Source organism: Pseudomonas sp. IT-232MI5 (assembly GCF_949767845.1).
Lineage (GTDB): Bacteria > Pseudomonadota > Gammaproteobacteria > Pseudomonadales > Pseudomonadaceae > Aquipseudomonas.
The window spans coordinates 18,709-44,372 of the sequence record NZ_CATKQE010000060.1 but is presented as its reverse complement, the minus strand read 5'-3'; the positions used below and the strand labels follow the sequence as shown (position 1 = coordinate 44,372).

Genomic DNA, 25,664 nt, shown 5'->3' with positions numbered 1-25,664 from the left:
ATGCCTGAACCTTAGCCAATGCTGGCCTTTCGATACAGCGCAAAAGCAATTGATATGTTCACGGGGCGAAAAAAAACCCGCCGAAGCGGGTTTTTTTGTCTATCCGATCACAGAGTGCGAGGCTTACAGCTCCGAGAAGCACTCTTCGATGATCGCCAGACCTTTGTCCAGTTGCTCGTCCGGCGAAGTCAGCGGTACGAGGACGCGCAGAACGTTGCCGTAGGTGCCGCAGGACAGCAGGATCAGGCCCTTGTCGCGCGCCTTGGCCACCACCGACGCTACAGCAGCAGCGTTCGGCTTGTGGCTGTCGCCGTTTTCGAACAACTCGACCGCGATCATCGCGCCCAGCGCACGAACTTCGCCGATGACCGGGTACTTGGCCTGGATAGCTTTCAGGCCAGTGACCAGACGCTCGCCGACAGCCTTGCAGCGGTCCAGCAGTTGCTCTTCTTCGAACACTTCCATTACGGCCAGGGCCGCGGCGCAAGCGATCGGGCTACCAGCGTAGGTGCCGCCCAGGCCGCCTGGCGCGATGGCGTCCATGTATTCGGCCTTGCCGCAAACACCGGCCAGCGGGAAGCCGCCAGCGATGGATTTGGCGAACGTGGTCAGGTCGGCAGCAACACCCATCTGTTCCATGGCGAAGAACGTACCGGTACGGCCAGCGCCGGTTTGTACTTCGTCAGCGATCAGCAGAATGCCGTGCTGGTCGCACAGGGCGCGCAGGCGCTTCATGAATTCTTTCGGCGCGACGTAGAAACCACCTTCACCCTGAACAGGTTCGATAATGATCGCGGCGATGTCTTTCGGCTCAGCGTCGTTCTTGAAGATGCGCTCGATGGAAGCGATCGAGTCGTCGATGCTCACGCCGTGCAGTTCGTTCGGGTACAGCGCGCGGAAGATGCCGCCAGGCATCAGGCCCATGCCGGCCGAGTACGGCACGACTTTACCGGTCAGGCCCAGGGTCATCATGGTGCGACCGTGGTAAGCGCCGGTGAAAGCGATCACGCCAGCGCGACCAGTGGCGGCACGGGCGATTTTTACGGCGTTTTCCACGGCTTCGGAACCGGTGGTGACCAGCAGGGTTTTCTTGGCGAAATCACCTGGCACCTTGGCGTTGATTTTTTCGCACAGCTCAACGTACGGCTCGTAAGCCAGTACCTGGAAGCAAGTGTGAGTCAGCTTGTTCAGCTGTTCGGTCACGGCGGCGATGATTTTCGGGTGTACGTGGCCGGTGTTCAGTACCGCGATGCCGCCAGCGAAGTCGATGAACTCACGACCTTCAACGTCAGTCACGGTAGCGTTCTTCGCGGACTCAGCGAAGATCGGGTGAATCTGGCCAACACCACGTGGAACAGCTGCGGTACGACGGGCCATCAGTTCAGCGTTAGTCTTGCTCATTACAGTCCTCATTCGCCGCTCATCGGGCGGCGTGGTTCAAGGATTAAGCGGGAGAAATCGACGGTGGCAGCATGCGATGATCGACTGCCACGGCGTTCCTGGCCGCAGAGAAAATTCCGGTTTGAAACCACGCAAAGGGACAGCGCTCTCGTGCCCTTTGCGTTTGCAGCGATCCTTGTCCGAGCTTAGATGCCCAGGCAGAGGTATTTGATTTCCAGGTAATCTTCGATGCCGTACTTGGAGCCTTCACGGCCCAGGCCCGAGGCCTTGATGCCGCCGAACGGCGCGACTTCGTTGGAGATCAGCCCGGTGTTGACGCCGACCATGCCGTATTCCAGCGCTTCAGCGACGCGGAACACACGGCCCAGATCGCGAGCATAGAAGTACGAGGCCAGACCGAACTCGGTGTCGTTGGACATCGCGATCACTTCGGCTTCATCTTTGAAGCGGAACAGCGGCGCCAGCGGGCCGAAGGTTTCTTCCTTGGCCACAGCGGCGTTTTTCGGCACGTTGGTGAGGATGGTCGGCTCGAAGAAGTTGCCTTCCATCGCCTTGCCGCCAGCCAGCACGGTGGCACCTTTGGCCACGGCGTCAGCGATGTGCTCTTGCACCTTGGCCACGGCTTTTTCGTCGATCAGTGGGCCAGTGGTGGTGCCGTCTTCCAGACCGTTGCCGATCTTCAGTTTCGCCACAGCCACTTTCAGCTTCTCGGCGAACGCGTCGTAGACCGAATCCTGAATGTACAGACGGTTGGCGCAGACGCAGGTCTGGCCGTTGTTGCGGTACTTGGAAATGATCGCGCCTTCGACGGCCTTATCCAGATCCGCGTCGTCGAACACGATGAACGGCGCGTTGCCGCCCAGTTCCAGCGAGACTTTCTTGATGTCCTTGGCACATTCCGACATCAGTTGACGACCGATTTCGGTCGAACCGGTGAAGGACAGCTTGCGCACGATCGGGTTGCTGGTCAGCTCGCTGCCGATATCGCCAGCGCTGCCGGACACTACGCTGAACACGCCCGCAGGAATGCCCGCGCGCTGAGCCAGTTCGGCCAGGGCGAATGCGGAGAATGGAGTTTGCGAAGCAGGCTTGAGCACCATGGTGCAACCGGCAGCCAGCGCTGGACCGGCCTTGCGGGTGATCATCGCCGCCGGGAAGTTCCACGGAGTGATCGCGGCGGTCACGCCGATTGGCTGCTTGATCACGATCAGGCGCTTGTCTGGCTGGTGGCCCGGAATCACGTCACCGTAGATGCGCTTGGCTTCCTCGGCGAACCACTCGATGAACGAAGCGGCGTAAACGATTTCGCCCTTGGCTTCGGCCAGCGGCTTGCCCTGTTCGAGGGTCATCAGGCGCGCGAGGTCGTCCTGGTTCTCGATCATCAGCTCGAACCAGCGACGCAGCTTGCCGGCACGCTCTTTGGCGGTCAGGGCACGCCAGGCCGGCAGCGCCTTGTCAGCGGCTTCAATGGCACGGCGGGTTTCGGCAGCGCCCATTTTCGGCACGGTACCGAGGATTTCGCCGGTGGCCGGGTTATTAACCTTGATCGTCTGACCGTTGTCCGCATCGACCCAAGCGCCATCAATGAAGGCTTGCTGGCGGAACAACAGGGTGTCTTTAAGCTGCATGTCGGCTTTCCTTAACAGCACCGCGGCCTGCGCGGAGCAAATTATGATTGTAGAAAGGCGCCTCGCAAGGCTGCCGTCAGGGAAATCAGTGACCGGGTGTGGCGCATCGACAGTGCACGATTCGAAACACCGGCGCTTCAACGCCCGGTCAACGAGCGTTTGAAATCTCAAACGGATCGTAGGATCAAAGGGGTTAAAGGACAATAGGTCGTTCGAAAAAAAGAACAAAAACGCCGCGTTTGTGGAATTTTTCAGATCAACGAGCCAAAAGCCCTCGCGGCAACAGAACCATAGATCAGTCCCGTGAAAGCGCCAAGCGAGGGTTTTGCAGGACGTTACCGCTTTATGGAATGCAGCGATTTGCGCCGACACGCGCACTGACAATCCGTGCCAAAACCCAGCATGGACGCCCCGAGCCGACCTAGGTATGATGTCGCCCGCTGCACCAGTAGCTCAGCTGGATAGAGTACTGCCCTCCGAAGGCAGGGGTCGTGGGTTCGAATCCCGCCTGGTGCGCCATTGATTTAAACGAGAAAGCCCCGGACTGTGATGGTCCGGGGCTTTTTTGTGAGCGATGCAAAAGGGCTGGAACGACGTCACTCCGTCGTCCAATCAAACTCATCGTAATCCTCATCGTCGTCGTCTTCCTCCTCAACCTCCTCAAAAACGTCGTCTTCATCAACGACATCTTCTTGCGACTGGTTAAGCAGAAATTCCTTACGTGCCTCAGTAATCGCGCGCCGCATCTCTTCACCCTTGTCCGGGCAGTTGAGGAGTTGGGCGATGCGGTCAATTTTTGCTGCCACGTTGTCCTCCAGCGCATTGGCAATAGCCCGATAGTGCGCGTTTTTGCAGGGTAATGCCAAATGGCTGGGGGATCAGGCGGTCATTTTTTCTGCAACTGTTCGAGTCGGGCGTCGAGATCGGCGTTCGGGTAGCGTTTGTGCAGGTTGTTGAAGAGGCTGTCGGCGGCTTGTGACTGGCCGGCTTCGCGCAGGCGCAGGACTTCGCGCAGTTGTGCGTCGAGGCCATTGGCCGGGGCGGTGGCGCGTTTGCTGAGTTTGGTTTCATCGGCGCTGATCGCTTGATCTTGCATCGGCGCGGCCATTTCCATCATCGGCACAGGTGCAGGCATGGCGCCGGCCGGGGCGGACAGTCGGTGCAGTTGCGCTGAGTCCGTTTCAGTCATGGGTACAGCAAGCCTAGGGGCGGGGGCGAAGTCGAATTGCGCTTGCGGCTCGGGGGCGCGCTGGACCAGTGACAACATCAGGGCGACGCCAACAAGACTGGCGAATGCGACTTGCCAACGTGGTTTGCGGCAGACATCCAGCCAGCGTTGCCACACGGTTGGTTTCGGCGCCGGGGTTTGACGCTGCGCAGCGTTGAGGATCAACGCATCAATGTGCGCTGGCGGTTCGGCATTGTGCTGTTCGCGTACATGCTTGATCAGCGGATCTTCGGGTGTCTGGCGGGCGTCAGTCATGTCAGTACCTCCTCGGCCAGCAGCCGACGCAGTTTTTGCTGGGCGTAGCGCAAACGGCTTTTAACGGTTTCCAGCGGTGCTTCGGTGAGGCTGGCGATTTGTGCCAGGTCGAGGTCGCCGTGGGCGCGCAGCAGGAACACTTCGCGCTGGTCGGCGGGCAGGGTTTGCAGGGCGCTGTCCAGGCGTTGGCTGTCGCGGCTGAGAGTGAACAGTTGTTCGGGATCATTCGCCTCATCGCTGACCGCGTGATTTTGCTCGTCATAGCTGTCGTGCAGCGGTTGTCGGGCGCCGTGTTTACGCCAGTGATCGATCAAGCGATTGCGGGCAATCTGGAACAGCCATGTACGAAATGTCGCCCGGCCTTGTGGCTGACTATTGCTGCGGATCAGGCTCAACCAGGTTTCCTGAAATACCTCGTCGGCCAGCTCCGGTTTGCTGCTCAATCCAAGCAGAAACCGGTACAAGCCTTGGCGATGGCGCGCGTACAAGATCTCGAACGCCGCGCCGTCGCCCTCGCGATAACGCGCCAGCAGCGATTCATCGCTGCTGGCGGTTGAGCTGTCTGCCGAGGCAAACAGCTGGCTGATGAAGCCTTTCAGACGACTCACTTATTCAATCCGTCGTTCAGTGGCCAGCGCGTTCGAAGCGCTCGATGTGCGCAGACTTTGCGCCAATTCGACCAGTTGCACGAACTCGTTGCGCAGACCGAAGCGATCATCGCCGCGAGCGCCACGGGCCAATGCCTCGGTGTCCTTCAGGCTGAAGTCGCCGGTATAACGGCCGTCCTTGAGTTGCTGGGAGAACGCGGCCACGGCGGCGGCAAAACGCAGATCCTCGCTGGCAGTTGCAACCTGATTGGCGATGGGCCGTTCGATCAGCAGACTTTTCCCACCTTCGGCACGCTGATAACGCACACGCAGCATTGCTAATTCTCCGCTCTTTGCCGAAACAACAGCGTCGGATTTGCCGTAACGCAGCGGCTCCAGCCAGCCCTGCTCGCCCGCCGGAACAATTTCGTACAGCGCGGTCACCGTGTGTCCTGCGCCGATTTCGCCGGCATCGACTTTGTCATTGCTGAAATCCTCACGCTTCAACGCACGGTTTTCGTAGCCGAGCAGTCGATATTCACTGACCTGTGCCGGGTTGAATTCCACCTGCAGTTTGACGTTTTGCGCCACCACGGCGAGGGTCGAACTCAACTGATCCACCAGCACTTTGCGCGCCTCGCGCAGATTATCAATGTAGGCGTAGTTACCGTCTCCGGCGTCGGCCAGTTGTTCCATCAAGTGCTCATTGTAGTTATCCACACCAAAACCCAGGGTCGTCAGCGAAATTCCGCTTTGGCGTTTATCCACAGCCATTTGCTTGAGGCTGTCGAAGTCGCTGACGCCGACATTGAAGTCGCCATCGGTGGCCAAGAGGATGCGGTTGATGCCTTTGGGGATGAAAGCTTGCTGTGCCATTTGGTAGGCCAATTCGATACCGGAAGCACCAGCGGTCGAACCGCCGGCAGTCAATTGTTCAATGGCTGTACGAATTTTCGCTTTCTCCCGTCCGGAAGTAGGCTCCAGCACCACTCTCGATTCGCCGGCATACACCACCAAAGACACGCGATCTTGATCGCGCAGCTGATCGACCAACAATTTCAGCGTGCTTTTGACCATCGGCAGGCCTTCGCGGCGATCCATCGAGCCGGACACGTCGACCAGAAATACCAGATTGGCCGGGGCCAGTTCCGCCACGGCTCGGTCGGAGGCCTTGATGCCGATGCGCAGCAAGCGGGTGTGCGGGTTCCACGGTGAAGCGGCCAGTTCGGTGGTCACGCCGAAGGGCGAGCCATCACTGGGCAGCGCGTAGTCGTAGGGGAAGTAATTGACCAGTTCCTCCAGCCTCACCGCGCCTTCCGGCGGCAGTCGGCCCTGATTGAGCAAGCGGCGGACGTTGGCATAAGCGCCCGTATCGACGTCGGCACTGAAAGTCGAAACCGGCGTCTCGGCGACGCTGTGGATCGGGTTATCAGCCAACGTCTGATACTGCTCGCGCTGCTCGTCGCGATAGCTCTGTGGATAACTTTCACTCAACGGCATCGGCGCGCTGCCCGCATTGGGCATCCTGTACAGCGCGCGTTTGGCCATTGAGCTGTCAGCCATCACGGCTTCCTGTTGAACCAGAACTTCAGGCTGCGCCGGCGCTGGCACAGCAGCGTTATCGGGCGTGGACGAAGCACCGCAACCGGCGAGTACCAGCAGCACAGCAACCGCAACAGGACGCAAAAAAGGAAGAGACATGGGGGCTGACCTCGGGATGAAATTGAGCATTCATCCACTGAGACGGGCAGCCCTTTCAGTTCGGGTTAAACGCCGCTAAAAATATTTTCAGCGGTGATAACGCCGCACCGCACTGCTGTTACGCAGCACATGGCCTTTGATTTTTTCCATCAGTTCGGCGCGAGTCAAACCGGCCGGCAAGGCGTCCGGGGCCAGATCCAGCGCGTATATCTGGATAATGTAATGGTGCGCGCTGTCGCCCACTGGCGGGCACGGCCCCATGTAATGGGTGTTGCCCTTGCTGTTGGTGCCGCCGACACCTTCGAACGCGGATTTGGCGCCGACACCCGCTGCAATCTGGTGCGTGGTGGCTTTGATGCCGTAATGAATCCAGTGATCGACGCCCAGGCCTTTCTGGCCGTCCGGATCGTGCATGACGATCGCGTAACTCTGGGTGCCGGCAGGTCCTGCGTTCCAGCTCAGCGCCGGCGACTGGTTCTTGCCGCCGCAACCGGGCGCATCGCTGGCCGCTGCCGAGGTGAACAGGCGGTTATCGGAAACACCCGGGATGTTCAGGGTGAAACGCTCCTGGGCCTGCGCCGGAAACTGCACGCAAAGGGTGACAGCAAGGGCCGCCAGCCAGGGGTTGAGAGAGGTCAATCGGGTCATTCCGGGAGCACCTTGTGCAGTGGGGCCGTCGTCGGCTTGCAAACTATAGCTGTACCGTTCGTGCCGTGGCAGTGGCAAATGGCTGAACCTCGCACTACGACGCAAACTCACAAGAGAAATGCCTGCGAGGAAGTCGAACATGTCCCTGCACCGCGTCGCCCGTTTCGCCGATGTCCCTGAAGACCGTGGCCTGCAAGTTGAAATCGGCGACTGCAAGATTGTGCTGTTGCGCGCGAACGGCCAGTTACGTGCGTTTCAGGGCGAATGCCCACATGCCAGCGCGCCGCTGGCTGACGGAGCGTTGTGTCACGGACGCCTTATCTGCCCGTGGCACAAGGCTGCGTTTCGGGCGGAGGATGGCGCGTTATGCGAGCCACCGGCCCTCGACAGCCTCAAGCGATATCCACTGGAGCTGCGTGGCGAAGAGGTTTGGGTCGACGATCAACCGTTGCCCGACCCGCATACGCCTCCGGCGGATGATTCGCGTACGTTTGTGATTGTCGGCGCCGGCGCAGCAGGTACGGCATGCGCGGCGGCGTTGCGGGAGAAGGGTTTCGGTGGCCGTATCGTGATGATCGATCGCGAGCCGGAGGCGGGTTACGACCGTACGGTGCTGAGCAAATTTGTCCTCGCCGGGGACATGCCCCCGCGAGAAATACCGCCGTTGCGTGAAGATGACTTCTATAAAGAGCAGCGCATTGAACGCCAACGAGGTGAAATCAGCTCAATCAATGCCTCGGCCAAATCCCTTCACCTCGAAGACGGCCAGTCGCTGCGTTACGACGCGGCGGTGCTCGCCACTGGCGGCGAGCCCAATCCGCTGGATTTACCCGGCGCAGATCTTCCACAGGTATTCGTGCTGCGCTCAAAAGCTCAGGCAGAACGGATCATGAACACTGCCAGACCGGAACAACGTGCAGTGATCATCGGCGACAGCTTCATCGCCCTCGAATGCGCCTCGGCCCTGCGCCAATACGGTCTCGACGTCACGGTGCTGGCTCGGCACGCAATTCCTTTCGCTGCCCAGTTCGGTGAGGCTGTGGGCAAGGCGATCCGCACGCTGCACGAACAGAACGGCGTGAAATTCATTACCGAGCACGCAGCCACCGAAATCATCGGCGATGGCAAAGTCGAGACAGTATTGCTGGACAATGGCCTGCGTCTTTCGGCGGATCTGGTGCTGGCCGGGGTCGGCGTGCACCCGGCGACCAAAGCCTTTGGGTCATTGCCGAAAGAAAAAGATCAGTCATTGCGCGTCGATGACGGCATGCGTGTCACCGAAGGCCTGTGGGCGATCGGCGACATCGCCACCTTCCCGCTCCACGGCCAGCCGCAACGCATCGAGCACTGGCGCCTGGCTCAGCAACACGCACGAATCGCCGCTGCCAACATGCTCGGTGGCGACGAACATTACCTCAACGTGCCGTTCTTCTGGACTTGGCACTTCGGCAAGAACTACGACTACCTCGGCCACGCCGAACATTGGGATGAAGTGCAGTTTCTTGGCGAGCCCGAACAACCGCCGTTCATTGGCCTGTTCGGTAGAAACGGTGTTCTGGTCGCCGCTGTGGCTTGCGAGAAGGAACGGGCGATGGCGCTGCTGGCCGAGCGCATGAAGCAACCTCTGCCAATGGAAGAGGCTTGGGAACTGATCCGCGATTAGCGGCCGATTGATCGTTCCCACGCTCCTGCGTGGGAATGCAGCCCGTGACGCTCCGCGTCACTGGACGCGGAGCGTCCCAAGAGGCATTCCCACGCAGAGCGTGGGAACGATCAAAGCCGGGTAAGGGGTTCGCGATTATCGTCATCCTCGGCATGCAGAAAGATCACCCGTGGATGCTCCAGCGGTGCCAGCGGCGGTGGCAATTCTTCCTGCTGCACCGGCCAGAAATGCGTCACCACATGGCTGATGTCGCCTTCCTGATCGTTGTGAATGGTCATCACCCCGGGCGTGCGCAGTTTCTGCAAGCGGTCATCGCAAAGCTTGAAACTCTTGCTCAAGCCTTCATCGTCGATCACCGGCGACGGCAAGCGGCGCTGGGCAAAACTGCGACTTTTGCGCTGCTGATAACGCGCCCAGGAAATCAGAATCACCGCGTTGACCAAGGCAATCCACAGATAAATCTGCAGGGTGCCCAGCGCGTCGAACGCCGAGTGATCGATGCGAGGCCCACCCGCATAGGTTTCAATCAATGGCCATAACCCACGGATCAGCAAGAACAACAGCCCCACCCACGCCACTACGGTAAGCACCACATCGACCACGACCAGAAAAGGCCGTTGGCGGGTCCGGATGATTTTCATTTGATGACCTCCTCTTCGTCGTCGCCGATCGGTTTGATGCCCCGATCAGGACTGACCCAACGCGCGCGTTTCTGATGTTGGCCGAACAGCACTTTCGGGAAGCTGACCAGCGTCGTCAGCAAACTGACAAACCAGAACGCGATCGGGTACCAGACCACCCAGAACATGGTCTTGCCCAAACCTGGCTCGTAGCGACGGTCGATGATGATGCTGACGGCGAACTGCACCAGACAGACGAACGCCAGCAACAGCCCGGTGAACGCCGGTGGCATCAAGTGATCCACCGCGATGGCCTCCGGCATGACCACGAACTTGCCGACGCCCCAGAAAATTACCGACAGCAAAAAGGTGAATGCCCAACCGGTCGACAGGCAGTATTCAAACAGCAGCGGCCACAGATAACGATGGCGGTACTGCCAAATGCCACGGATGTTTTTGAACAGCACTTCGGCGCCGCCCTGCGCCCAGCGCAAACGCTGCTTCCACAAACCACCGAGGGTTTCCGGCATCAGGATCCAGCACAGCGCGCGCGGCTCGTAGAAGATGCTCCAGTGATCGAGTTGCAGCTTCCAGCTGATGTCGATGTCTTCAGTGATCATGTCCGGGCTCCAGTAACCGACGCGGTTCAGCGCGCTACGGCGGAACGCGACGATTACGCCGGAGACGGTAAAGATCCGCCCGAACACCCGTTGCGTGCGTTTAATGAGCCCGATGATCGAGGAGAACTCGCCGACCTGCACCCGCCCGACCAGCGTCGAACGCGTACGAATCCGTGGGTTGCCGGTCACTGCGCCGAGGCGTGCGTTATCCAGCATCGGTGCAACCAGATACGCCGCGGTGTTCGGCGCCAGCAGTGCGTCACCGTCGATGCACACCAGATATTCACTGCGCGCCGCGATGGCACCCATGCGCAATGCGACGGCTTTGCCCTGGTTTTCCGCCAGATGCAGCACGCGCAAACGTGGATCTTCCTTGGCCAGCGCATCCAGCACTTCGGCGGTGTTGTCCTTGGAGCCGTCGTTGATCGCGATGACTTCGATGTTCGGGTAGTGCTGGGCCAGCGCCGCGTGGATGGTGTCGGCGGCGTTGTCACCTTCGTTGTAGCAAGGGATCAGAATCGAGATCAGCGGCTCGCCTTCCAGTGGCGGCGGTAGCGTGTCGTCCTGCCACGGCCAGTGGCGCTCCCAGTGCAGCCAGAAATACAGGCCGCCGGCAATCCACAACCCGGACATGAACAGCGGGTAGAAGAACACGAAGTCCATCAGGAACTGCCCGGTCACCAGGAAGATCAGGCCCAGCGGCACGCCGAGGACGAGCGCCAGAACAAGCAGGGCTAACAGTCTATCCAGCATGTTATGGATTCCATTTGTTGGAGAGCGCAGGCCTTACGGTTTTCAGGTCCGGCAGGTTGTCGAGGAAGTTGTCCGGGTAGTAGCCGAAACTGGTCGCGCCTTGGCGCTTGAGGCGGCTCATCCAGTCCGCCAGATGCGCGCCGTCGATATCGGCCTGATCCTTTTTCGTCCAGTCGCGGGCCTGCAATTCGAACACCGTGCGGTTCAGGGCTCCGGGGCGCTTGCTGACGGTTTGCACCAAGGTTTCCAGCCACGGGCCGGACTCGGCCTGGGTCTGTTTTTCCATGAGCGGCATGGCCATCGGTGCGGTCCAGTCGTAGGTTTGCAGGAAGTCGTCGAGGTTCTGTGCGTACCAGGCTTCGCTCTCGGGATTGAGCATCGGCTCGGCGAAAATATTGCGCGCGGTCATAACCTGCGGGCCACGGATGGCGCGGACTTTGGCGGTCAACTCGTTGGTGAAATCGATGAGGTATCTGCTCTTGAACCGCGTCCAGCGCTGCATCGCTGCCGGGTCATCGCGCAACGCAGCAATCGAGCCGGGCAAACCTTGGGCAGCGTATGCTTTCAAGGCTTCAGGGCTGGCGTCTTCGAAATCCGAAAGCAGCGCATCGTCGTGATAGAGGATGCCGTCGACCGAGGTCAGGCGCGCCACGTCCTCGTATATTTCACCGATAATCCGCCGCACCTCGGGATCGAACGGCGAAAGGCGTGTGTACTGATCCGGATCGACAGCGGTTGTACCGGTTTTCGGGTCCCAGCGGGTGACACGTGGCAGTTTCGAATCGAGGCCGAAACTCAGCACCGGCATCCACGCAAACACCTTCACATTGGCGCGAGTGCGCAGCTGCCAGGCAACGCGGTCGAAAATGTCGGCACGTACCGGCAAGTGACGGTTGGGGAAGTACAGCGAGTGCACCAGACCATCGCCCTGCGGATCGGCAAAGGCTTGCAGGAACACCGTGTTGGCGCCCATGTCGGCCATGCGCTGCACCAGTTTGCCGAGGTTGATGTCCTGTTGCGCCGGGTCGGGGTCGTAGACGTTGTCCAGATCAACGTGCACCACACGCATGACGAAATCCGACTGCACGTCGACGATGCTATTGGAGAAAACCTCGCCATCGGGATCGGAGGAAACCAGGAAGCGCGGGCTGCTCATCAGGTTGTCGAGGGCATCGAGACCGTCGTCGAGGGTCAGGGCCATTTCGTAGCCCTCCTCGCCGACCACCGTCAGCGATGTGCCGTCCGCCGCGCCATACGGCCAGACCCAGACGCGTGGTTTCTTGCCGGTGACCTTGCGGATTTTTTCCGAGATATTGTTTACGTCGACACGAATCCGAGCCTGAAAATCGGCCTCGGATTCATAGCGTTTGGTCACTGGATCGTAGCGCCGGGTCGCCGCGGCAGGCTGCATGTTGCCTTGCGGATTGGCCAGAATCCCTTTGTGGTTGGCGTCGGTGTGCGCGGCGATTTCCACCAGACCCGATTGCGAGATTTCACGCACCTGATCCCAGGTCAGGAAGTCGGAACGCGCACGCGGGGCGCCAGCAAAATCCACCGGTTGATTGAGCGGCGTGTCGATCCAGACGCCGACCGGGGCCAGCAAGGCGTGCCAGTTGTAGGCGCGCAGCACCGGCAGCACGCGGGTATAGAAGCTCGAATAACCGTCGTCGAAGCTGAGCAGAATCGCTTTCGCCGGCAGCTCCGGGCCGCCCTTGCGCGCAGCCATGATCTGGTCGACGGTGACCGGTTTGTAGCCGTTCTCACGCAGCCAGGCGAGCTGTTCGATCATGCGCTCGGTGCGCACCGCGACCACCGCCTGATCGGGATCACGGTCTTCAACATCGTGATAGGCGATGCCGAGCACGTGGTTTTTCGGCCACGGTTTTTCGCTGGCCGCCAGCGGACGCTCGGACGGCGGCGCGAAGGCCGGAGCTTGCTGGGCGCAGGCGCTGATCAGCAGCGCTCCCAGCAGAAGGATGAAACGCGAAATCAAAGGCATCTTCAAACTCTTCTAGAAGCGGAAAGTGAGGTCGACGAGCAGACGCAGATCGGTCTCCCGATCCCCGTCGTAGGGCCGGTTGATCACACTGAGCAAACCGCCCACCTCGAATACATCGTTCCAGGCATAGCGCTGGCCGTAACCGAGCAAAGCCATGCCGCCGGTGCCGTGCTCACGCTGGCTGTACGTCCCCGCGCCGGCCTGGAATTGTTGGCTCCAGGCCGTTTCGTAGCGGTGGTAGAGCACGTGATTGACGTTGACCAGCGGCATCACGCTGAAATCGGATTTGGGGTTGAAGTACGGCACGTCATCGGACTTGGAGTTGTGGCTGGTGCCGACTTCCAGTCCTGCATCGACCTGCACGTTCGGCGCGCTGTAGACGCCCTCACGGCCGGTAAGCAAGGCTTCGACGCGGTTGTTGCCGTCACTGAAGTGCGATGGACTGACCGACAGACGCCACTCGCGACTTTCATTGGCGCGCCAGCGGATGAAACCGCTGCCGCCATTGGCCTTGATGTCGCTGTTGAGCGCGCGCAATGGCGTCTCGGCCGACAGGTATTCGAGGCTGCCGCCGTACTGCCAGTGGTCATTGATGTCGCGGGCGATCGCCAGACGCACGCCCTGTTTGTCGCCGAACCCGTAAGAGTGGTTGGAGACTTCCGCTTCAAGGGTCATGTCGCGGGTGCGCCGCTCCAGGCCAACGCGCTGGAAGCGGTGGTGCCCGGTGCCTTCGGCGAAGTCGCCGGTGGCATAACCGGCCCCGGCGAACACTCGCCAGTCTTCATTGATCGGCGGGCTGTACAGGGTAGTCTGGATGCCGAAATCGCGGCTACCGCTGACGGCTCCGGCATCGCCGCTGCCGCCACCATTGGCCTTGCCGCCGTAGGCTTCGACGCGCAGTTCGGACATGTCATGCACTTCGCGCTCGCGCGCTGCTCGCTGGACCTGACGGTTATCAGGAAAACGCGCGACCACGTCATCGGTCAGCGCATCCATCTGCCGCCATTCCTGCAGCGTCATCGCCGTGCGCGCCTGCGCGACTTCCAGGCCCATGCCGCGCGGCACCATGCTCTCGGTTTCCTTGAGCTGGAGTTCTGCACGGCGCGGCCATTGCCGCGCCAGATACAGGTCGGCCTGGGCCAGACGCAAGCCGACATTGCCGGGGGCCTGATCGACCAGCGTCTGCAAGCGTTTTTCGCTGTGGGGCAAATCGGAACCATAGGTCCCGGCCTGCGCAGCCAACTGCTGGGCGTCCATCCATTCATGGTTGGGGTTGCCGATGGGCAAACCTTTGAGTTCGACACGCGGACGCTGAGACTTGGCGGCGTCCTCGGCGACTTTGCGCGCTTCATCGGCGCGGTCGCTTTCCAACAACGCGTAGTACAGCGCGGTGCTGTCTTCGAGGCGATCACCGACATCGGCGTCCGGCGCCGAAAGCACTTGGCGATACAAGCCCGTGGCGATTTCCGGTTCACGCTGATCCAGATACGACGCCGCCACCCAGCGCAGGGCGTAAGTCGGAATCTTCACGCCTTCGGCTTGCAGCTTCTGGTACTCAGTGATGACGTCTGCCGTGCGTACCCGGGCCTTGAGCGCACCCATGCGGTCGATGCGCCAGCGGGTCACGTCATCCTGAGCGCTGGCGTCCGGCGTCCAGGTAGCGATCAGCTTGTCGTAGTCGGCCAGCGCGCGATCGGCGATGACGTAGCGTTCTTTTTCGCTGCGCGTAGCAAGTTCGGCGAGGCGCACGCGCTCGGCGGCCAGATCGCCTTCGAGGCGACGCAACGTGAGCGGATCAATCAGACCCGGACGTTGATTGGCCAGACGCAGCGCTGGCTCCGGCAGACGCGCCTTTTGCAGGGCAACCACGTATTCACGAGCGACGTCCGGTTTGTTGCCGGCGCGTTTGAAGGCTTGATCGTATTCGAACAGGGCGTCGTACTGTTTGCCGGCGCGGGTCAACGCGTAGCCCAGCGCCAGACGGCGGGAAGGATCATCAGGTTTGGCCGCTACCAGCGCTTTGGCGCGGGTCACCGCTTCGTCGGGCTTACCGGCATCAGCCTGAGTCAGGGCCAGGCCCAGTTGCAGATCGGCGTTATCCGGTTCCAGCGCCAGAGCCTTGTTGTAGACCTGAGTGGCTTGATCCCAGCGCTTGAGGTTGCGGTAGGCACGCGCAGTGGCGGTCAGCGCCTGAACCGGCAGCACGCGGTCGCGGCCCTGGGTTTCATAGACCTGCACCACTTCGGCGTCGAGTCCGGCCCAACTGGCGATTTGCAGGTGATCGCTGATCTGCCCGGTGGTCGACTGGCCGGGCGGCACCTGACGCAAAACCGTCAGCGCCGGCGTGGTTTGCCCGGCACGGGCGTCGCGCACCATCTGATCGTAGGGTGTGTCGGCAAACGCCAGCGCCGGCCAGAGCAACTGGCTGCACAGCGCGACTCGAAACAAAGGGCGTAAACCACGATGTAATACAGGAACATCAATACGCGGCATTCGTCAGCATCCTTACATGGCCAGCCGGGTCGCAATGCCCTCCTTGCCCTTTCGTAACGGTGGCCGCCCATGCACATGCAACGGCCAAGCTTAGTCAGGCAGTCTTGCACGCAAGTGCGGACCAGTATCCGGAACACAATAATTGTTCAGAATCGTGCTCCGGAAACGCCAAAAACCCGAACGCCAGACAGCAAAACGCCCGGCGTCTGTGCGATACAGAGGCCGGGCGTTGCTATTAAGAACGCAGAATTACTGCACTTGCGTGACGCCTGCGAACTTGCTCATCAGGAAGCCGACGAACTGCTCGACGGTCATCTTCTGGCCGTTGAATTCGACCTGATTGGCGGCGTAATGCAGCTTGGTCACGACGTTGGTGCCGTCGACGACGGCCAACTGCGAACCGACGGCCATGCCGGCGAACATGTCGGCCGCTTCCTTGGATTGATCGACGATGGCTTTGGCATCGGTCTGACCGTCGAGTTGCGCCTGCACGCTGAGCAGATCGACCAGCATTGGCTTGGACACCTGGATATTCAGGTCGAGCAACGCGATCAGTTGTTTGCCCAACTGATCCGGCGGCAGATCCATCGATTGCGGCTTGGTCAGGTCGATCACCAGATTGGCCTTGCTCTCACCGTTGGCGGTATTGAACGAGAGGTTTTCCAGCGCAAACTGTGGGCCGGCAGCCAGCAGTTTTTGCAGATCGGCTTTGACTTGCGCGCTTTCAGCTTCGGTCAGGTTCAGCTCAGGTGCCGGCAGGCCAGCGGCGGCGGCTTCAGCGGCGGCTTTTTCGTAAGGCTGCAATTTGGTCTGGTAAATCTGCATCAGCGACATGGTCGACGGGATGTCGAGGTTTTTCAGGCTCATGGCCATATTGGCCGAGCCGATTTTCTTGTCATTGAGGCTGACTTCGCCAACCTTATAGTCCGCACGGCCGGACGCATTGCTGCCGTTTTCTTCGGTGAGGTTCTTCATTTCGAAGTTCTTCACGCCGAGCACCGATTGCTTGGTGCCGAAGGTGGTTTTGCTGTTGGTCAGCACCAGGGTGTTTTCCCCGGTGTAGTAGCCGTAGCTGCTCTTGGCGAGGTTGCTGGCCAGGGTCAGACCGTTGAGTTCGACCTGCACCGGCGCCTGATCTTCAGCCACCGTAACCAGTTTCAGGTTGTCCATGTAGCCGTCCGCCTTGACCTTCTGCGCTTTGGCGTTGGCGGAGATGTTCATGGTCAGGCCGGAGAACTTCAGGCTCGACTGCTCATCCAGTGCGGTTTCGAACGGCAGCAGGTCGAGGGTGCTGGTAGTGGATTCGTCGTAGCCGAGGCTGGTCACGCCTTTGAGCGGCGCGGCGCCTTTGGTGGCGGCGAACCACTTCTCGGTGGCCGGACTTTTTTCCAGCTCGTAGTTGCTGGTGGCCATCACCGGCAGCCATTTCAGCGAAACCAGACGCGAGAATGGCAGCGGGCCATGTTCGATGTGGTCGACGAACAGCAGTTCGACCGGCGCATCACCGAACATCTCGCCTTCACCTTTGAGGCGGTAGTGCGCGGTGCTGGTGAAGGTGTGGCGCTCCAGCGACACCAGTTCCAGCGACGCGGTGCCGTTGGAGCCGGCCATCGCGGTTTGCAGCTCTTGGTTGGCGTTGGTGACGGCGTTGTTCAGCACGCCTTCGATCTTGGTCCCGGTGTACCAGGCCCCGCCTGCACTGATCGCGCCGATGGCAACAACAATTCCGAGAAGCACGCCTGCTGATTTATTCATGAATGACCTGATCGATTTCCGTGGCTGTGAGTGTGGTCGTCTTCCCTGAACCCGTGACCGGGTCGCGGCTCGACTGCGCTGAATTCAGCGGTGGAGATTAGCACCGGGCGCGTGAGCTGGCCCAATGTTTAAAGGTTAAAGAGTGTCTATGGACACTCGGGAAAGCAAAAAGATCGCAGCCTGCGGCAGCTCCTACAGAGAAACGCGTTCCAATGTAGGAGCTGCCGCAGGCTGCGATCTTTCGCTGTTCAGGAATACTGAACCTCAATCTCATCCAGTTGATGATCAAAGCTTTTCAGCCGGGCGGTCCAGGTGTACACCAGCACTTCAAAATCCCGATCGATCACCGCCCCGCCCGGCCCGTCCGCGCGCGGATCGCAGAAATCCAGTTGATAACGCTCGCGGGCCATGGCTGTAGCGACATCGGACAATTCCCGGGCATTGTTGAGCCAGTGCCAGCCCTCGCCATCAATCTGCTTGTCGAGTTCCAGACACTGCTTTTTCAACGCTTCGAGACTTTTTTCCAGCGGCGTGCCGGTGAGTTCGCCCATGACTTCGGCGAAGGTGCGCCCCGGTTGCCAGTAACTGCCCCAGAAATACCGGTCGAACACGGTTTCGACCCGGCGCAGGGCGACTTTGGTATCCCAGATCAGCACCAGGGTCTTGCCCTGTTCGAGCTGGCGTTTCTTGACCCGCTGCACCTGAACCGAGGCCCAAGCCACGACCACAATTGCCATGACCGCAATCAGCGCGACGGCGCTGTCGAGGAAAACCATGGCCTTGTCGATCTGGTGGGCCAGCATGATGCCGTAGAAATAAGTGGCCGAGAGCAGCACCAACGCTACCAGGGCGCACCAGAAGCCGAGAGCGTAAGGGTTTTTCATTATTGGTTTCCCCTAGACCAGCGCTAGCAATGTGCGCTGAAGGGGCGCTTTGCACGGGGCGCCCCTTCAACACTTCAAAGCATAGCAACGGCCTCAGGGTTTGCTGGGGCTTGCAGCGTGCGTTCGTCCGCTTTCCCAGCCGCCGCCCAAGGCGAGGAACAAATCGATCTGGCTCATCGCAACCTGGGTGTTGGCGGCGGCCAGTTGCGCGGTGACATCGGTGTAGGTGCGCGTTGCTTGTAGATCAGCGAGGAACGACTCGCGACCGGCCTGGAAGAAGCGGTGGGTCTGGTCCGCTGCGAGTTTCGCCGATTGCTCGGCATCGGCCAGCGCATCGCGGCGCTGCAACAGGGCGCTGTATTGGGCCAGACCGGTCTGGGTTTCGCGAATGGCGTTGAGCACCACGCCGTCGAAGTGCGCCAAGGCGCCTTGGGTCGCCGCTTCTGCCTCGCGGATTCGCGCACGAGCGCCGTTGGTCGGCACTTTCCAGCTCAGCGACGGGCCAAAGCCCCAGCGGTTGGTCGACGGATCACCCAAGTCATCGATGAGACCAACAGTGCCGATGGTCGCGCCGATACTGATGTCCGGATACAACTCGCCAGTGGCGACGCCGATCCCGGCGGTCGAAGCGGCCAGACGACGTTCGGCCTGACGAATGTCCGGGCGACGCTTGAGCAGCGCAGCGCCATCGCCGACTGGCACCAATTGGGCGATTTTCGGCAACTCGGCGCAGGTCGCGGTACCGGCCGGCAATTGATCGACCGGTTTTGCCAGCAGCATCGACAGACGGAACAACCCGGCCTGACGCGCCGCTTCATAGCGCGGCAGGTCGGCGCGCAGGGATTTGAATTGAGTTTGCGAGCGGGTGACCTGGGTTTCGTCGCCACGTCCGGCGTCACGCAGTCGCTGGATCAGCGTGGTGCTTTGCGATTGCAGGTCGAGAGAATGCTGAGCGATTTCGCGCTCTTCATTGGCCGCGCAGACTTGGGTGTAAGCACGAACCACGTCCGCCACCAAGGTGATCCGCGCCGTGTCTGCCGCGGCTTGGGTCGCGTCGGCATTAGCCTTCGCGCCTTCGATGCCTCGCTGCAAAGTGCCCCACAAATCGAACTGATAAGAAGCACTGATGCCGATGTCGCCGACGTTATCGACCGGGACTTTTTCCGGCAGCAAGAATGCCTGACCAGACTCTTGCAAACGCTGCGCGCCCATCTTCACACCTGCGCTCCAGCCGCCCGCTGCTTCGGCCTCATCGACCTGAGCTCGAGCCCGTTGCAGGTTCGCCGCCGCGACGCGCAAATCGGTGTTGGAGGCCATGGCCTGCTGCACCAGTTGATCCAGCCGCGCATCCTTATAAAGACGCCACCAATCCGCCGGCACCGGCGCCGAGACCACCGGTTTTCCGGCAACCGCCAGTTCGCCCTGAAAATCCTTGCGCTGAACCGCCGCATCCTCCGGCACCTGATAGTCCGGCCCGACCATCTGACAGGCCGAGAGCATCACGCCCAACCCGGCGATCATCAGCGCCCGGTTCATTGCACGGGCTCCTGCTTGCGGTCGTCGCGTGGCTGATCGTCGATGATCGAAACGGTGGCGGTACGCCCGGCGATCATGCGGAAATCTTCCGGTACATCGTCAAAGGCAATCCGCACCGGAATCCGCTGCGCCAGCCGCACCCAGCTGAATGCCGGGTTAACGTTCGGCAGCAAGTTGCTGCCGCTGCTGCGGTCGCGGTCTTCGATACCGGCGACGATGCTTTCAACATGCCCGCGCAGTTTGGCGCGGTCGCCGATTACGCGAATATCCACCGACTGGCCGACATGAATGCCGTCGAGTTTGGTCTCTTCGAAATAGCCGTCGATGTGGAACGAATTGCTATCGACCACCGACAACACCGGACGCCCGGCGGTGACGAATTCCTGCGGACGCGGCGCGCGGTCGTTGACGTAGCCGTCCACCGGGCTGCGGATTACCGAGCGGTCGAGGTTGAGCTGCGCACTGTCCACAGTGACCATGGCTTCGGCCAGTGCCGATTGCGCGCGGGCGACCTTCGACTGGCTTTCTTCCAGTTGCTCGGCCGGCACCAGGTTACCGAGGCCACGGTTACGCTTGGCTTCGCGCTGGGCTTGAGCGAGGGTTTCTTCGCGATCAGCGACGGCCGCCTTGGCCTGACGCAGGGCCAGTTTGAAACGGTCTTGGTCGATGCTGAACAGCACCTGGCCGCGCTTGATCAACTGGTTGTCTTTCACTTCAACCTGTTGGATCAACCCGGAGACGTCCGGGGCGATCTGGATGATGTCGGCGCGAATGTGGCCGTCACGGGTCCATGGCGCAAACATGTAATACATCACCATGCGCCAGACGAGGACAACGGCAAAAGTCACGATCAGCAGGGTCAGTACCACGCGACCGATGGTCAAAAACGGTTTTTTCATGTCATCAGGTATCGACTGAGTGAGTCCACGCCGTACAGAAGCACGGCATAGAGGGCCACGTTGAACAATGCCCGGTGCCAGACCAGACGGTAAAAGTGCACGCGCGTAAGCACGGCATGCACCAGCAAAAACAGCACATAAGTGATGCCCATCAACACCAGCAGGGTCGGCAGGAAAATGCCGCTGATATCCAGATCACCGATCATAGGGGCGCTCCATCAGGCAGCGGTTCTTCGGAGTCGGCACTGGAGACGAATTCGACGCCGGGCAACAACGCCAGACGCAAACCGCTCAAGGCGTGCAACAGGTTCAGGCGGGTTTCATCGTCGCCGTGGCCATTGAGCGCGCGGCGGGTACGATCCAAGGTCATCAGCAACGGGGCCGGCGCCGGCAAGCGTTCGCCGGCCTTGAGGCAGGCGCGGAAATACTCGCCGACTTCACTGACCACTTGCTGCAACAGCGCGTTCGGCGCGCCGGTCACCCGTGGGGTGTAGGCGAGCAAATCGAGCAGGTTCAGGCCGACACGCACTTCGCGCATGGCGATGCCGGTGTCTTGGCCGGTGAGGGCCAGACGCGGCAGGTGCTGCATCAGTCGATCAAGCAACTGCACGCCCAATTTGCGGTGTTCGGCAAGGTTGGCCGGCTCGGTCATGCGGACGATGTCTTTCCAGCTGAAGCGGGTCAGGCGTTTGGCCGCCAGTTCGGCGCCGAACGGACGCGCCACCAGCGTCCAGATAAACGCGAACAACAGCCCTAACGGACCCGCCAGGTTGGAGTTCACGAAGGCAAAAAAGTCCGCGTCGTAAGCGCCCTGAATACTGATGAACGAGGAGGTGTTGACCAGCGTCAGCAGCATGCCGAGGAAAAACCGCGGCTGTACAGTCAATGTGCCGACGCAGATGAACGGGATGGAAAACGCCAGCACCAGCATCGGGAAATCATGCAGGTTGGGCAGAATCAAAAACAGATAAAGGCTGGCGAACAACACCGACATGCCGGTCCAGAAAAAGAACCGGTAAATCTGCGGTGCCGGGTCGTCCATCGAGGCGAAGAAGCTACAGGCCACCGCGGCGAGAATCACCGCGCTGCCGCCGTCCGGCCAGCCGAGCAGAATCCACAGCACCGAGGCGGTGATGATCGCCAGAACGGTCGAGGCCGCCGAGTAGAGCATCAGCCCACGATCAATGAACGGCGTCAGACGACCGAGGCGCCAGTGACGGTAGACCGCGCGCCAGCTGTCCTGGCGCTCGCAGAGAATCGCGTCCTGCAGACTGCGGCAGTCCTGCCATAAATCGATGAATTCGCCGAGGCGATAAATCGAGTTGGAGAACAGCAGTTGTTTGCGGTCTTGCAGTGCTTCGACGCTCGGTTGCAGGGCTTCGAGCTGATCTTTCAGCGCTTGCCAGCGGTCGAGATCGGCGTCTTGATGAGCGAGCCATTCGCGGGTTGCGGCCAGCAGCGGTGCGAACTTTTCCACCAGTTCCGGCGTGCGCCGCTCTAGGGCGTAGAGCGAATCTTCCAGCGCATCGATCACTGGCAACAGATGAATCATCCGCCCGCGCAGTTCTTTGGTGTTGCGCACGGTTTGCGGTAGTGCGCCTTCGTGGGGCAACTGGCCGATCATCAATTCGAGACTGTTGAAGTTGGCAACCATGGCCATGCGCAGCGCAGTGACTTCTTCGGGCTGCACGTCGCGGCTGAGGAATTTCAGGCTATAGGTCGTTGCGTCGGCGAACCACTTGCTCACGGCATCGTTGAACACCGGCGCCAGTCGACGCGGCCAGAACATCGCGCCGACCACGGCGGCAACGGCGATGCCGAGGAAAATCTCTTCGGTGCGCGCCTCTGCTACGTCCCACACCGCCAGCGGGTTATCCACCACCGGCAAGGCGATCAGCGGCAGGGTGTAACCGGCGAGCATCAATGCGTAGTTGTTGGCCGTGCGCAGTTGCAGGGACAGGAACAGCAAAATGCCCGTCCACAGCGCGATGACCACCACCAGTACATACGGGCTCTGCACGAACATCGGCACGAAAAAAACCGCCGCCGCGGCACCGAGAAAAGTCCCGATGGCGCGGTACAAGGCCTTGGAACTGGTCGGCCCGAGAAACGGGCTGGAGACGATATACACCGTGGCCATCGCCCAATACGGACGCGGCATTTGCATGAGCAAGGCGATGTACAGCGCGATCATCGACGCTGCGAAAGTCCGCACCCCGTAGAACCAGTCGCGGGCCGGCGGAATGCCAGAGAAAAAACCGTTCAAGAATTGATCACCACAGGCGGATGGGCCGACTCAAAAGCTCTGAGTACCCGAAGCGTAGCTTCCAGATCGCTTTGCTCGATGCCTTCGAGCACCTCATGACGCAAGCGCACCAGTTCGATCTCGACCGCTTGCACCAGTTCACGACCGGTGTCGGTCAGGCTCAGGCACTTGGCGCGGCGATCCTGGGCATCTTCGGTCCGGCAGACGTAGCCGGAATGGCACAACTGATCGAGCAGACGCACCAGCGACGGACTCTCCATCCCGGCCGCCTGCGCCACTTGCACTTGGCGCACGCCCTCGCCCAAACGGCCGATCATCAACAGCGGCACGGCGCAGGCTTCGGAGATTCCGTAGTTGACCAGCGTGGTCTGGCAGATCTTCCGCCAATGCCTGGCGGCCACCACCATGGCACTGCTGATGTTCATCTGGAGAGCGTCGAGTTCGTTCGGCACGAGGAAATGCACACTGTTAGTTTGCTAACTATCAATATCGCATTGGAGGGGAATTTCAGTCAAGTTTTGAAACAAATTGCTCCACTGGTCGCTCGCACAAACTGAAGCTTTCTAATTCATGTGATGACGATGTATATACCTCGTCAGTACCGAGAACCTTGAAGGAATCTGCAGATGTCAAAACAAGCCGTTTTTACAATGAAGCTTGAACCAGAGCTGCGTGAGCAGTTCATGGCGGAGGCAGAGGCCTCCCATCGCCCTGCTTCGCAGATCATGCGAGAAATGATGCGTCAGTTTGTTCGCATACAACAGGAAGCCCGAGAGTACGAAGCCTTCCTGCAACGAAAAGTCGACCTTGCAAGAGAATCGATGGCAGCCGGTGAAGGTGTGTCCAACGAGGAAGTTGAAGCACAATTCGCCGCCAGGCGCAGGCAGGTAGAAAATCAAGGATGAAGATTATCTGGAGTAAAAATGCCGTACAGGATCGCGAAAAAATCTGGGACTACCTTCACGCAAAAAATCCAGGCGCAGCGCTCGACATGGATCGCCGCTTCACCGAAGCGGCTTCGCGCCTATCCCAGAACCCCAAGATTGGCCCGGTCGGCATCATTGCTGGCACTCGCGAATTAATTCCCCATCCCAGCTACCGTCTTGTCTACCAGTCAGATCAGGATGTGATCTGGATTATGGCGCTGGTTCATACAGCACGGGCCTGGCCTTTTCCAACGTAGCGATTACCCCGCTCTCCCCTTGCGCAACATCACATTCAACTGATCCACCACCTCCGCCCAATCGGCGTCATCCAGAATCTCGTCACGCAAAAACTCCGCTTGGCTCTTCGTCCAGAAAAACGCATCAGCCAAATGCAAGTCGGGTTTGAGCGGGGAATGGGTGGCGATGAATTTGTCGATGTCGACCGGTTCGTCGGGGAGGCCGAGTTGTTTGAATAGCGATGGGAGGTTGTGTGTTGGGCTTTCCATTGATCAACTCCTTCAAAAAATGGGCTGTTTGGAAGATTACTCGCGAGCAGGCTCGCTCCCACAGGGGAATGCGATCAACCTGTGGGAGCGAGCCTGCTCGCGAAGGCGTCAGTGCCGGCACCACAAAACTTAATCACTCAACTCCCGCACCTCGGCATGCGGCACCATTTTCAGAAACTCCGGCATGCTCATGTGCAGCAGGTAATTGTGGTTGCCCGCCTCCAGATAAATATCCTTTTGCCGCGTCAGCAACGGGTCGATGACCATGTCCAGGCCATAAGAGCCACCCAGCGGCGGTACCGCGCCGCGTTCGCAGTCGTCGAAGATGTGCGCCAGATTGCTTTCGCGGGTCAGTTGCCATTCGCCGCTGGTGCGTACCTTGCTCAGGTCCAGATGACGACTGGCCGGCAGCACGGCCATCAGGTAGTGCCCGTGGTGGTCGTCGAGGATGATCGATTTGGCCACGCGCTCGGCGGGCACCCCGGCGACTCGTGCGGTTTCCAGGCTGCTGGACGAGTGTCGGTGGGCGACGATGTCGTATTCGCAGTGCGCCCGGTTCAGGCTGCTCTGTACTTTTCTTGCCATGCGCATGATGCACCTCGGTGTTGCGCTGAACGGTGGTTGCCGTGTCTTTGAGTCTAGTTCGGCGAGGGGTTGGCGCAGAGAATTCCGCCCACTGGACACATCCGCACATTGATCAAAATTCAACCAGCGCAACCCTCAACTAGACTGTAAGAACCAGCCATGACGCTCGCGGAGGGTCACGTGAACAGCCGATGTTGTGCGCTTGCCTTGCTCCTGCTGATCAGCGGCTCAGCCCTCGCCGCTGACACCCCGTTGCCGCCGATGAGTCCGGCCGGTTTGTGGCTGATTACCTTGGGCATCGTCTTTCTGATCGCCGAAGCGGCGCTGCCCAATTACGGAGTGATCGGGCTGGGCGGCATCATCATGTTCGTGATCGGCGCGCTGATTCTGAGCAACGCCGAGTTGCCGGTGCCGATGATGATCGGCCTTGGTCTGATCAGCGCTCTCTTGTTGATTGCGCTGCTGATTCGCGCCCTGAAAACCCGCCCCCGCCACGCGGTCAGTGGCGATGCCGGCCTGCTCGGCAGTGTCACCGCGATCACTACGGTGCAACCGGGCGATGCCCGTAATGGCTGGGTGCAACTGCAAGGTGAGCGCTGGCAAGTGCTCAGCGCGACACCGCTGCACACCGGGCAATCAGTGCGCGTGGTGGCGCGCAAGGGATTGTTGCTGCAAGTGGCCGCGACTGACGCGGCGCCACTCGGAGAGTGA

24 protein-coding genes and 1 tRNA gene are annotated in these 25,664 nt (G+C 60.3%); 5 read left to right on the top strand and 20 right to left on the bottom strand.

Features of this window, described 5'->3' with window-relative positions:
• Positions 1 to 123 precede the first annotated feature (123 nt).
• Positions 124 to 1,401 (bottom strand): 4-aminobutyrate--2-oxoglutarate transaminase, encoded by a 1,278-nt coding sequence (gene gabT, locus ACM6JQ_RS26565; RefSeq protein ID WP_007917687.1) that lies wholly within the window; start codon positions 1,399 to 1,401, stop codon positions 124 to 126.
• Positions 1,402 to 1,586: 185 nt separating this feature from the next.
• Positions 1,587 to 3,029 (bottom strand): NADP-dependent succinate-semialdehyde dehydrogenase, encoded by a 1,443-nt coding sequence (gene gabD, locus ACM6JQ_RS26560; protein WP_007917688.1) that lies wholly within the window; start codon positions 3,027 to 3,029, stop codon positions 1,587 to 1,589.
• A gap of 442 nt (positions 3,030 to 3,471) precedes the next feature.
• Between gabD and ACM6JQ_RS26555 the strand changes: the two genes are divergently transcribed.
• Positions 3,472 to 3,548 (top strand) — tRNA-Arg (locus tag ACM6JQ_RS26555).
• Between the two features lie 77 nt (positions 3,549 to 3,625).
• On the opposite strand, the gene ACM6JQ_RS26550 is transcribed toward ACM6JQ_RS26555, so the two are convergent.
• The 5 genes from ACM6JQ_RS26550 to ACM6JQ_RS26530 all read right to left on the bottom strand — a co-directional run bounded on the left by ACM6JQ_RS26550 (position 3,626) and on the right by ACM6JQ_RS26530 (position 7,448).
• On the bottom strand, positions 3,626 to 3,895 hold the full coding sequence (locus ACM6JQ_RS26550; RefSeq protein ID WP_414894967.1) for a hypothetical protein: 270 nt from the start codon (positions 3,893 to 3,895) through the stop codon (positions 3,626 to 3,628).
• Between the two features lie 20 nt (positions 3,896 to 3,915).
• Complete coding sequence (locus ACM6JQ_RS26545) at positions 3,916 to 4,512, bottom strand: hypothetical protein (protein ID WP_414894966.1); 597 nt, start codon at positions 4,510 to 4,512, stop codon at positions 3,916 to 3,918.
• A complete protein-coding gene (locus ACM6JQ_RS26540) occupies positions 4,509 to 5,090 on the bottom strand; it encodes an RNA polymerase sigma factor (RefSeq protein WP_176472362.1) in 582 nt (193 codons plus the stop codon). Before ACM6JQ_RS26540 ends, ACM6JQ_RS26545 begins: the two co-directional genes overlap by 4 nt.
• A gap of 30 nt (positions 5,091 to 5,120) precedes the next feature.
• Positions 5,121 to 6,800 carry a vWA domain-containing protein gene (locus tag ACM6JQ_RS26535; protein ID WP_414894965.1) on the bottom strand — a complete coding sequence of 560 codons (1,680 nt, stop codon included), beginning with the start codon at positions 6,798 to 6,800 and terminating at the stop codon, positions 5,121 to 5,123.
• An 87-nt stretch (positions 6,801 to 6,887) separates the two neighbouring features.
• Positions 6,888 to 7,448, bottom strand: coding sequence for a YbhB/YbcL family Raf kinase inhibitor-like protein (locus ACM6JQ_RS26530; RefSeq protein ID WP_007917693.1), 561 nt, complete (start codon positions 7,446 to 7,448; stop codon positions 6,888 to 6,890).
• Positions 7,449 to 7,587: 139 nt separating this feature from the next.
• Here ACM6JQ_RS26530 and ACM6JQ_RS26525 point away from each other — a divergent pair, with 139 nt between their 5' ends.
• The gene (locus ACM6JQ_RS26525; RefSeq protein WP_414894964.1) at positions 7,588 to 9,111 is read left to right on the top strand and encodes an FAD-dependent oxidoreductase; all 1,524 of its coding nucleotides are present in this window, start codon (positions 7,588 to 7,590) and stop codon (positions 9,109 to 9,111) included.
• 110 nt (positions 9,112 to 9,221) lie between these two features.
• On the opposite strand, the gene pgaD is transcribed toward ACM6JQ_RS26525, so the two are convergent.
• The 11 genes from pgaD to ACM6JQ_RS26470 all read right to left on the bottom strand — a co-directional run bounded on the left by pgaD (position 9,222) and on the right by ACM6JQ_RS26470 (position 23,361).
• Positions 9,222 to 9,752 (bottom strand): poly-beta-1,6-N-acetyl-D-glucosamine biosynthesis protein PgaD, encoded by a 531-nt coding sequence (gene pgaD / locus ACM6JQ_RS26520; protein ID WP_007917695.1) that lies wholly within the window; start codon positions 9,750 to 9,752, stop codon positions 9,222 to 9,224.
• On the bottom strand, positions 9,749 to 11,104 hold the full coding sequence (gene pgaC / locus ACM6JQ_RS26515) for a poly-beta-1,6-N-acetyl-D-glucosamine synthase (protein WP_007917696.1): 1,356 nt from the start codon (positions 11,102 to 11,104) through the stop codon (positions 9,749 to 9,751). The genes pgaD and pgaC overlap by 4 nt, the downstream gene beginning before the upstream one ends.
• 1 nt (position 11,105) lies before the next feature.
• Positions 11,106 to 13,103 (bottom strand): poly-beta-1,6-N-acetyl-D-glucosamine N-deacetylase PgaB, encoded by a 1,998-nt coding sequence (pgaB, locus tag ACM6JQ_RS26510; RefSeq protein WP_414894963.1) that lies wholly within the window; start codon positions 13,101 to 13,103, stop codon positions 11,106 to 11,108.
• A gap of 12 nt (positions 13,104 to 13,115) precedes the next feature.
• Positions 13,116 to 15,596, bottom strand: coding sequence for a poly-beta-1,6 N-acetyl-D-glucosamine export porin PgaA (gene pgaA, locus ACM6JQ_RS26505; protein ID WP_414894962.1), 2,481 nt, complete (start codon positions 15,594 to 15,596; stop codon positions 13,116 to 13,118).
• A 249-nt stretch (positions 15,597 to 15,845) separates the two neighbouring features.
• Entirely contained in the window at positions 15,846 to 17,351 is a 1,506-nt protein-coding gene (locus ACM6JQ_RS26500) for a YdgA family protein (RefSeq protein WP_007917699.1), read from the bottom strand.
• Positions 17,352 to 17,599: 248 nt separating this feature from the next.
• Complete coding sequence (locus ACM6JQ_RS26495) at positions 17,600 to 18,235, bottom strand: NADH:ubiquinone oxidoreductase subunit N (protein ID WP_095113887.1); 636 nt, start codon at positions 18,233 to 18,235, stop codon at positions 17,600 to 17,602.
• Between the two features lie 93 nt (positions 18,236 to 18,328).
• The gene (locus ACM6JQ_RS26490; protein ID WP_414894961.1) at positions 18,329 to 19,771 is read right to left on the bottom strand and encodes an efflux transporter outer membrane subunit; all 1,443 of its coding nucleotides are present in this window, start codon (positions 19,769 to 19,771) and stop codon (positions 18,329 to 18,331) included.
• A complete protein-coding gene (locus ACM6JQ_RS26485; RefSeq protein WP_414894960.1) occupies positions 19,768 to 20,670 on the bottom strand; it encodes an efflux RND transporter periplasmic adaptor subunit in 903 nt (300 codons plus the stop codon). Before ACM6JQ_RS26485 ends, ACM6JQ_RS26490 begins: the two co-directional genes overlap by 4 nt.
• The gene (locus ACM6JQ_RS26480) at positions 20,667 to 20,876 is read right to left on the bottom strand and encodes a DUF1656 domain-containing protein (RefSeq protein ID WP_007917703.1); all 210 of its coding nucleotides are present in this window, start codon (positions 20,874 to 20,876) and stop codon (positions 20,667 to 20,669) included. Before ACM6JQ_RS26480 ends, ACM6JQ_RS26485 begins: the two co-directional genes overlap by 4 nt.
• Entirely contained in the window at positions 20,873 to 22,936 is a 2,064-nt protein-coding gene (locus tag ACM6JQ_RS26475; protein ID WP_007917704.1) for an FUSC family protein, read from the bottom strand. The genes ACM6JQ_RS26480 and ACM6JQ_RS26475 overlap by 4 nt, the downstream gene beginning before the upstream one ends.
• A complete protein-coding gene (locus ACM6JQ_RS26470) occupies positions 22,933 to 23,361 on the bottom strand; it encodes a MarR family winged helix-turn-helix transcriptional regulator (RefSeq protein ID WP_095113886.1) in 429 nt (142 codons plus the stop codon). The genes ACM6JQ_RS26475 and ACM6JQ_RS26470 overlap by 4 nt, the downstream gene beginning before the upstream one ends.
• Positions 23,362 to 23,562: 201 nt before the next feature.
• Here ACM6JQ_RS26470 and ACM6JQ_RS26465 point away from each other — a divergent pair, with 201 nt between their 5' ends.
• Positions 23,563 to 23,841, top strand: coding sequence for a CopG family ribbon-helix-helix protein (locus tag ACM6JQ_RS26465; protein ID WP_414894959.1), 279 nt, complete (start codon positions 23,563 to 23,565; stop codon positions 23,839 to 23,841).
• Positions 23,838 to 24,119 (top strand): type II toxin-antitoxin system RelE/ParE family toxin, encoded by a 282-nt coding sequence (locus ACM6JQ_RS26460; protein ID WP_007917707.1) that lies wholly within the window; start codon positions 23,838 to 23,840, stop codon positions 24,117 to 24,119. The genes ACM6JQ_RS26465 and ACM6JQ_RS26460 overlap by 4 nt, the downstream gene beginning before the upstream one ends.
• Positions 24,120 to 24,122: 3 nt before the next feature.
• On the opposite strand, the gene ACM6JQ_RS26455 is transcribed toward ACM6JQ_RS26460, so the two are convergent.
• A complete protein-coding gene (locus tag ACM6JQ_RS26455; RefSeq protein WP_007917708.1) occupies positions 24,123 to 24,368 on the bottom strand; it encodes a DUF2789 domain-containing protein in 246 nt (81 codons plus the stop codon).
• A gap of 129 nt (positions 24,369 to 24,497) precedes the next feature.
• Entirely contained in the window at positions 24,498 to 24,959 is a 462-nt protein-coding gene (locus tag ACM6JQ_RS26450) for an aminoacyl-tRNA deacylase (RefSeq protein WP_007917709.1), read from the bottom strand.
• Positions 24,960 to 25,133: 174 nt separating this feature from the next.
• On the opposite strand from ACM6JQ_RS26450, the gene ACM6JQ_RS26445 reads away from it, so the two are divergent.
• Positions 25,134 to 25,664, top strand: a complete 531-nt coding sequence (locus ACM6JQ_RS26445) for an NfeD family protein (protein WP_238539513.1) — start codon at positions 25,134 to 25,136, stop codon at positions 25,662 to 25,664.

Coding starts and splice junctions, on each gene's coding strand:
- gabT (WP_007917687.1), bottom strand. CDS start 1,401: ATGAGCAAGACTAACGCTGAACTGATGGCCCGTCGTACCGCAGCTGTT.
- gabD (WP_007917688.1), bottom strand. CDS start 3,029: ATGCAGCTTAAAGACACCCTGTTGTTCCGCCAGCAAGCCTTCATTGAT.
- ACM6JQ_RS26545 (WP_414894966.1), bottom strand. CDS start 4,512: ATGACTGACGCCCGCCAGACACCCGAAGATCCGCTGATCAAGCATGTA.
- ACM6JQ_RS26535 (WP_414894965.1), bottom strand. CDS start 6,800: ATGTCTCTTCCTTTTTTGCGTCCTGTTGCGGTTGCTGTGCTGCTGGTA.
- ACM6JQ_RS26530 (WP_007917693.1), bottom strand. CDS start 7,448: ATGACCCGATTGACCTCTCTCAACCCCTGGCTGGCGGCCCTTGCTGTC.
- ACM6JQ_RS26525 (WP_414894964.1), top strand. CDS start 7,588: ATGTCCCTGCACCGCGTCGCCCGTTTCGCCGATGTCCCTGAAGACCGT.
- pgaD (WP_007917695.1), bottom strand. CDS start 9,752: ATGAAAATCATCCGGACCCGCCAACGGCCTTTTCTGGTCGTGGTCGAT.
- pgaC (WP_007917696.1), bottom strand. CDS start 11,104: ATGCTGGATAGACTGTTAGCCCTGCTTGTTCTGGCGCTCGTCCTCGGC.
- pgaB (WP_414894963.1), bottom strand. CDS start 13,103: ATGCCTTTGATTTCGCGTTTCATCCTTCTGCTGGGAGCGCTGCTGATC.
- pgaA (WP_414894962.1), bottom strand. CDS start 15,596: ATGCCGCGTATTGATGTTCCTGTATTACATCGTGGTTTACGCCCTTTG.
- ACM6JQ_RS26500 (WP_007917699.1), bottom strand. CDS start 17,351: ATGAATAAATCAGCAGGCGTGCTTCTCGGAATTGTTGTTGCCATCGGC.
- ACM6JQ_RS26495 (WP_095113887.1), bottom strand. CDS start 18,235: ATGAAAAACCCTTACGCTCTCGGCTTCTGGTGCGCCCTGGTAGCGTTG.
- ACM6JQ_RS26490 (WP_414894961.1), bottom strand. CDS start 19,771: ATGAACCGGGCGCTGATGATCGCCGGGTTGGGCGTGATGCTCTCGGCC.
- ACM6JQ_RS26485 (WP_414894960.1), bottom strand. CDS start 20,670: ATGAAAAAACCGTTTTTGACCATCGGTCGCGTGGTACTGACCCTGCTG.
- ACM6JQ_RS26480 (WP_007917703.1), bottom strand. CDS start 20,876: ATGATCGGTGATCTGGATATCAGCGGCATTTTCCTGCCGACCCTGCTG.
- ACM6JQ_RS26470 (WP_095113886.1), bottom strand. CDS start 23,361: ATGAACATCAGCAGTGCCATGGTGGTGGCCGCCAGGCATTGGCGGAAG.
- ACM6JQ_RS26465 (WP_414894959.1), top strand. CDS start 23,563: ATGTCAAAACAAGCCGTTTTTACAATGAAGCTTGAACCAGAGCTGCGT.
- ACM6JQ_RS26460 (WP_007917707.1), top strand. CDS start 23,838: ATGAAGATTATCTGGAGTAAAAATGCCGTACAGGATCGCGAAAAAATC.
- ACM6JQ_RS26455 (WP_007917708.1), bottom strand. CDS start 24,368: ATGGAAAGCCCAACACACAACCTCCCATCGCTATTCAAACAACTCGGC.
- ACM6JQ_RS26450 (WP_007917709.1), bottom strand. CDS start 24,959: ATGCGCATGGCAAGAAAAGTACAGAGCAGCCTGAACCGGGCGCACTGC.